The sequence below is a fragment of the Rhodoferax sp. genome (genome assembly GCF_011391645.1).
Classification (GTDB): domain Bacteria; phylum Pseudomonadota; class Gammaproteobacteria; order Burkholderiales; family Burkholderiaceae_C; genus Rhodoferax.
This window is the reverse complement of the sequence record NZ_JAABQC010000126.1, coordinates 1-6742: the sequence shown is the minus strand read 5'-3', so window position 1 is coordinate 6742 and position 6742 is coordinate 1. Positions and strand designations below refer to the sequence as shown.

6 protein-coding genes are annotated in these 6742 nt (G+C 63.7%); 2 read left to right on the top strand and 4 right to left on the bottom strand.

Annotated elements, in window-relative coordinates:
- On the top strand, window positions 1-987 hold a 987-nt coding region (locus tag GPS82_RS12850; RefSeq protein ID WP_296495348.1), incomplete at its 5' end, for a tripartite tricarboxylate transporter permease.
- Window positions 988-1038: 51 nt separating this feature from the next.
- Here GPS82_RS12850 and hemH read toward each other — a convergent pair.
- From hemH to hpnC, 4 genes are read right to left on the bottom strand one after another with little or no spacing between them, the layout of a single operon-like run.
- The gene (hemH, locus tag GPS82_RS12845) at window positions 1039-2145 is read right to left on the bottom strand and encodes a ferrochelatase (protein WP_296495346.1); all 1107 of its coding nucleotides are present in this window, start codon (window positions 2143-2145) and stop codon (window positions 1039-1041) included.
- The gene (gene hpnE, locus GPS82_RS12840; protein WP_296495344.1) at window positions 2142-3473 is read right to left on the bottom strand and encodes a hydroxysqualene dehydroxylase HpnE; all 1332 of its coding nucleotides are present in this window, start codon (window positions 3471-3473) and stop codon (window positions 2142-2144) included. The genes hemH and hpnE overlap by 4 nt, the downstream gene beginning before the upstream one ends.
- Entirely contained in the window at window positions 3470-4309 is an 840-nt protein-coding gene (gene hpnD, locus GPS82_RS12835; RefSeq protein ID WP_296495342.1) for a presqualene diphosphate synthase HpnD, read from the bottom strand. The genes hpnE and hpnD overlap by 4 nt, the downstream gene beginning before the upstream one ends.
- Window positions 4310-4335: 26 nt before the next feature.
- Window positions 4336-5223 (bottom strand): squalene synthase HpnC, encoded by an 888-nt coding sequence (gene hpnC, locus GPS82_RS12830; protein ID WP_296495341.1) that lies wholly within the window; start codon window positions 5221-5223, stop codon window positions 4336-4338.
- A gap of 118 nt (window positions 5224-5341) precedes the next feature.
- On the opposite strand from hpnC, the gene GPS82_RS12825 reads away from it, so the two are divergent.
- The coding region (locus tag GPS82_RS12825; protein ID WP_296495339.1) for a Clp protease N-terminal domain-containing protein at window positions 5342-6742 on the top strand (1401 nt) is incomplete at its 3' end.

Sequence of the window (6742 nt, the reverse complement as noted above, 5' to 3'; positions counted from 1 at the left end):
GTGCGCGGCCTGACAGCTCTGTTTATTGGTCTGGCGGCCGGCCTGGTGGGTATGGACCAGATCACCGGCCAGGTGCGCTACACCGGCGGTGTGCCGGAATTTTTGGACGGCATTGAGATCGTGCTGGTCGCAGTGGGCCTGTTTGCCGTGGCCGAAGCCATGCACGCCGTGCTGTTTGAGGGCAAGACGGTGGAGACCGAAAACCGCATGACCCGTGTCTCCATGACGATGGCTGACTGGCGGCGCTCTTTTCCGGCCTGGATGCGCGGCACCGCCATTGGTGCGCCGTTTGGCTGCATTCCTGCCGGTGGCACCGAGATACCAACCTTTTTAAGCTATGCCATGGAGAAAAAGCTGGCCAAAGGTGAGCACCAGGCCGAATTTGGCACCAAGGGTGCGATTGAAGGTGTGGCGGGCCCGGAAGCCGCCAACAACGCCACGGTGACGGCGGCGCTGATTCCACTGCTCACGCTGGGCATTCCGACCTCCAACACCACGGCGATCATTCTGGGCGCATTTCAAAACTACGGCATTCAACCCGGGCCGCAGCTTTTCACCAGTTCAGCTGGGCTGGTGTGGGCGCTGATTGCGTCGCTCTATATTGGCAATGTGATGCTGCTGGTGCTCAACCTGCCCATGATCGGGCTGTGGGTGAAACTGCTCAAGGTTCCCAAGCCGCAGTTGTACGCCGGCATTCTGATTTTTGCCACGGTGGGCGCTTACGGCATGCGCCAAAGCGCGTTCGATTTGTTTTTGCTGTATGGCATTGGCCTGGTCGGGCTGGTCATGCGGCGCTTCAACTTTCCAACGGCGCCAGTGTTGGTGGGCATGATCTTGGGCCCGCTGGCAGAGGCCCAGTTGCGCAATGCCATCTCGATAGGCGAGGGCAGCGCAATGGTCTTTTTGCAACGTCCGATGTCTTTGACTCTGCTGGTCGTCATTGTGCTGATCATGGTGCTGCCGCGTTTGCTGAAAAAGCGCGCCTGACGACCGGACAAGCATCCGGCAGCGCGGCTGACCGCGCTTGGGCGGGCTGCTTTATTGCCTGGCACCCAGCGCGAGTGCGGCGGCTCTGGAGGCGGCCAGGGCTGCCGAATCCGGCGGTGTCTGGGTCGGCCAGCCTTGCAGGTGTTGCTGGGTGATGTCGCACAGTGCGGTGATCCAGGCCGGGTCGTCGTTGAGGCAGGGGACGTAATGAAATTCCTTGCCGCCCGCGTGCAGGAAAGTCTCGCGCGCTTCCATGTTGATTTCCTCCAGCGTTTCCAGGCAGTCGCTGGTGAAGGCCGGGCACACCACATCGACCCGTTTGACACCGGCCTTGCCCATTTCAATCAAGGTCGGCTCGGTGTAGGGCTGCAACCATTTGGCCCGGCCCAGGCGCGACTGAAAACTCACCTTGTACTGCTCTTTGGACAGGCCCAGCTGCTCGGCCAGCAGCCGTGCGGTCTTGAAGCATTCGCAGTGGTAGGGGTCGCCCAGCTGCAGGGTGCGCTCGGGCACGCCGTGAAAGCTCATCAGCAGCACATCGGGGCGGCCGTTGTCCTGCCAATGGCGGCGCACCCGGCCAGCCAGGGCCGCAATGTAGCGCGCGTCGTCATGGTAGTGGTTGATGAAGCGCAGCTCGGGGATGTTGCGCACCTTGCCAGCCCAGTCATAGACAGCATCGAACAGGCTGGCCGTGGTGGTGGCCGAATACTGCGGGTAGGCCGGCACGATCAGCACGCGGGTCGTGCCCTCGGCCTTGAGTTGGTCAAGCTGCGAGGCAATCGACGTGCTGCCGTAGCGCATGGCATATCGCACTTGCACGTTGTGGCCGCGCTGGCCGAGCCAGCCGTGCAGCATCTTGGCCTGTTTCTCGGTCCAGATTTTCAGCGGAGAACCCTCAGGCAGCCAGATGCTGGCGTATTTGGCGCCCGATTTGGCGGGCCGAAAGCGCAGGATGATGCCGTGCAGGATCAGCAGCCAGAGCAGCCGGGGCACCTCAACCACCCGCGGGTCGCCCAGAAATTCGCTCAAAAAACGCCGCACATCGGGGGTGCCCGGCGAGTCGGGCGTGCCCAGGTTGCAGTACAGCACGGCGGTGCGCGGGGTTTGGCCGTGCTGAAACGGCGGCTCTTTGGCGAAGGGGGAAGTGAGTAGGGTCATGGCTGTATTTTCACCGACCCGGCGTGATTTTCGTCGCCGTTCAACAAAGCCACCACAGCGCGGCCACTGCGCACGGCGCCCTCCAGCGTGGCGGGGTAGGGACCGGCCACATAGTCGCCACAGGCCAGCAAGCCCGGCGCAATGGTGGGCGGTGGGCGCTGCAGGCCTGGGGTGCAGGCAAAGGTGGCACGTTTTTCCACCACCGTTTGCACCGCCTGCAAGGCCAGCCCGAGTTGTTCGAGGCCCTGCGCCAGCACCTGCGCCTGCAGCGTGGCGCGCTCGCCCCGCGCGGCGCTGACCACAAAAGCCAGCAGACCCGCCGGACCTCCCAGTTGGCCGCGGTCAAAGACAAATTGGGCCGGGTGCTGCGTGCTGCTGCGCAAGGCCAGCATGGCGATTGGCAGACTGGCTTGGGGGGCCCAGGCATAGACCGTGGCGATGGCTTCATGCTGCAGCGCCCGGGCGGACTCGACCCAGTGCCGCACCTGCTCTGCGTGGGGCGCGGGCATGTCCGCAGTGCTGAGGATTTGCGCTGCATGGGGTGCCGGGGTGGCCAGCAGCACCGCGTCGAACAGTTCTGCCTGCACCCGCCATTGCTGGGCTTGTTTGTGCAGTGCGTCAATGCGCTGGCCCAGCCTGAGCTGGCCGCCGCGTTCAAGCAGCCAGCGTGCCGCCGCGTCAGGAAACAACGCGCTCAGGTCGACCCGAGGCAGCAGCAGGCGCGAGCCGGCCTGCACGCCAAACAGGGCGTCACGCATGACGCGCAAAAACACCTGGGCGCTGGCTTGTTCGGGCGGGGTGTTGAGCGCCGAGACACACAAGGGGTCGATCAGCTCGGCCTTGATTTTTGGCGTCAGGCGCTGGCACAGATCGGCCACGGACAGGCTGGCAGCACAGGCAAATCCTCTGAATTGCCAGCCCAGTGCCGCCCGCAGCAGCGACCACTTGTCAGCCAGCGTCCAGCCGCGCGCCTGCAGGATGCCGCCCAGCGCGTCCAGTGGTGTCGGCCACGCGGCAAATTGCAGGCCTCGGCCGTCAGGGAAGCGCAGTGTCATTGGCAGATTGAGCAGCGCGGTTTCGGGCGAAAGGCCGACCAGGCGCATCAGTGCCAGGGTTTCGGTGTAAGCCCCGATCAGGATGTGCTGGCCATTGTCGAGGGGGGCCAGCGAACCGTCCGGCAAGGTCTTTGCGGGCTTGGCGGCCAGGGCTCTGGCGCGGCCACCGATGGCATGAGCGGCTTCGAAAATGGTGACATGGTGGCCGTCCTCGGTAGCCTTGACGGCGGCAGCCATGCCGGCCCAGCCGGCGCCGATGATGGCAACCCTCACAGCCTGCCCAGCGCCTGCACTTTCCAGGCCAGCCAGAACTTGCGCAGCGGTGTCAGGCTGATGCGCTGGTGCAGCACGGCAAAGTTGTCGCGCTCGATCTCGCGCAGCAGGGCACGGTAAATGCTGGCCATCATCAGACCCGGTTTTTGGGCACGGCAGTCGGCTGCGGGCAGCAGCACCAGAGCCTGGTCGTACTTGCCCTGGGCGCGCTCGACCTGAAAACGCATCAGCGCGGTAAACCGGTCTGAATACGTGCCGTTCAGAATCTCCTGCGCCGTCACGCCGAACTGTTTCAGGTCGCTCGCCGGCAGGTAAATGCGGCCGCGCCGGGCGTCTTCGCCAACGTCGCGAATGATGTTGGTGAGTTGCAGCGCCTGCCCCAAGGCGTGCGCATATTGGGTGGTTTTGGGATCGGTCTGGCCAAAGATCTGCGCCGCCACCTCACCCACCACGCCTGCCACCAGGTGGCAATAACTTTGCAGGCCCGCGAAGTCGAGGTATCGGGTCTGGTTCAGATCCATTTGGCAGCCTTCGATGACGGCTTGCAGGTGGCGCTGCTCGATCCGGTAATCGGCCGCCAGTGGCATCAGCGCCTGCAGCACCGGGTGGCTGGGCGTGCCGGCAAACGCCTGTGCCACCTCGGCGCGCCACCATTGCAGCTTGGTGGCGGCCACGCCAGGGTCCACCATGTCGTCCACCACATCGTCCACTTCGCGGCAAAAGGCATAAAAAGCGGTGATGGCAGCGCGTTTGGGCGCTGGCAAAAATAAAAAAGCGTAGTAAAAGCTGCTGCCCGAGGCGGCGGCTTTTTGCTGGACGTAGTCTTGGGGGGTCATGGGCGGCTTGTGAGTTGCGTCCGAGTTTAAACAGGTCGGGTATGGCTCTTCATCGCAAGGGCTCGCCACAGCATCACCGGCACATCCCAGGCTGTGAGTTTGGGCCGGGTGCGCCAGGTGGCAAAGTCGAGCGCCTCGATTTTGTCCAGAATACGCAGGCCGCCTTGCACCACCAGCCGCAGCTCCCAGCCGGCACGCCCCGGGATGCGGCAGGCCAGTGGCGCGCCGGCTTGCATTAGCGCGCGGGCTTGCGCGGCGTAGGCGGCAATCATTTGCCTGGCGTTGTCACTCTGGCTGCCAGGCTGCAGATCCGCATCCAGCACGCCATGCAAGGCCATGGCCTGCTGTGAAGGGTACCAGCGCCCGCGTGCCACGTCCACCGACACATCCTGCCAGAAGTTAATGAGCTGCAAGGCGCTGCAAATCTGGTCGCTCTGCGCCAGGGACGCAGCGTCGGTGACGCCATACAGGTGCAGCAGCAGGCGCCCCACCGGGTTGGCCGAGCGTGTGCAGTAGTCCAGCAGCTCCGCGTCATCACGGTAGCGGCGTTGGTCTGCGGTGTAACGCACGTCTTGCGCAAAGGCATCCAGCAGGTCGGCCAGCAAGGGAACGGGCAGCTTGAAGGCGCACAGTACCTTGCGCAGCGGCTCGAACACCTGTGGCCATTGGCCGCTGTGCGCCTGGCCGCCGGCAACAGCCAGCAGGTCCGCCCGGTACCGCTCCAGCGCGTCCAGCCTTGCTGCGTCGCTGGTATCACCTTCGTCGGCCAAGTCATCGGCGCTGCGGGCAAAGTGGTAAATGGCGCCAATGGCCGGGCGCAGGTGCGGCGGGCACAAAAAGGACGCCACCGGAAAGTTTTCGTAGTGGTCAATCGGGGGGCTGGCAGGGCGGGTGTTGGCTGGCGGCGTGTTCACATGGGTCGGCGGTGAGATCGCCAGTTGACCAAGATTATGGGTAACTGTAGCAGGCGCAGGCTTGAAAGCCGCCGCAATGGCCTCATCTCCTGAACAATCCAATTCGAAGGGAACTCTCATGCGACAAGATAAATTGACCACCAAATTCCAGGAAGCCCTGGGCGACGCGCAAAGCCTGGCGCTGGGCCAGGACCATGCCTACATCGAGCCGGTGCATCTGCTGGTGGCCATGCTCAAGCAGGCTGACGGCCCGAAAGCGCTGTTGCAGCGCGCCGGTGTCAATGTGGCGGGCTTGCTGACCGCCGCCGAGGCCGCCGTGAAACGCCTGCCACAAGTGACCGGCCAGGACCAGGTGCAGGTCAACCCCGAGCTGGCCAAGCTGTTGCAGGCCACCGAAAAGGAAGCGCTCAAGCGTGGTGACCAGTTCATTGCCAGCGAATTGTTTTTGCTGGCGGTGACGGATGCCAAGGGCGCCCTGGGTGACATGGCACGCGCCAACGGCCTGACGCGCAAGAGCCTGGAGGCCGCCATCGAGGCAGTGCGCGGCGGCCAGAACGTGGACAGCGCCGACGCCGAAGACCAGCGCGAGTCGCTCAAAAAATACTGTCTGGATCTGACCGAACGCGCGCGCCAGGGCAAGCTCGACCCGGTGATTGGCCGCGACGACGAAATTCGCCGCGCCATTCAGGTGCTGCAACGCCGCACCAAGAACAACCCGGTCTTGATTGGTGAGCCCGGCGTTGGCAAGACCGCGATTGTGGAAGGCTTGGCGCAGCGCATCGTGGCCGGTGAGGTGCCCGAGTCGCTCAAGGGCAAACGTGTGCTGAGCCTGGACATGGCGTCCCTGTTGGCCGGTGCCAAGTTCCGAGGCGAGTTCGAGGAGCGCCTGAAAAACGTGCTCAAAGACCTGGCCAAGGACGAAGGCCAGACCATTGTGTTTATCGATGAGTTGCACACCATGGTCGGTGCCGGCAAGGCCGAGGGCGCGATGGACGCCGGCAACATGCTGAAACCCGCGCTGGCGCGTGGCGAGTTGCACTGCGTGGGTGCGACCACGCTCGACGAGTACCGCAAATACATTGAGAAAGACGCCGCGCTGGAGCGCCGGTTCCAGAAAATTCTGGTCGGCGAGCCCACGGTGGAAGCGACCATCGCCATCCTGCGCGGCCTCAAAGAGCGTTACGAAAAACACCACAACGTCGACATCACCGACCCGGCCATCGTGGCCGCCGCCGAATTGAGCCACCGCTACATCACCGACCGGTTCCTGCCCGATAAGGCCATCGACCTGATCGACGAGGCGGCGTCCAAAGTGAAGATCGAGATGGACTCCAAGCCTGAGGTCATGGATAAGCTCGACCGGCGCCTGATCCAGCTGCAGATCGAGCGCGAAGCGGTCAAAAAAGAAAAGGACGAGGCCTCGCGCAAACGGCTCGATTTGATTAACGAGGAAATCACCAGCCTGCAAAAGGAGATTGCCAACCTCGATGAAATCTGGAAGGCTGAAAAAGCAAGCGCC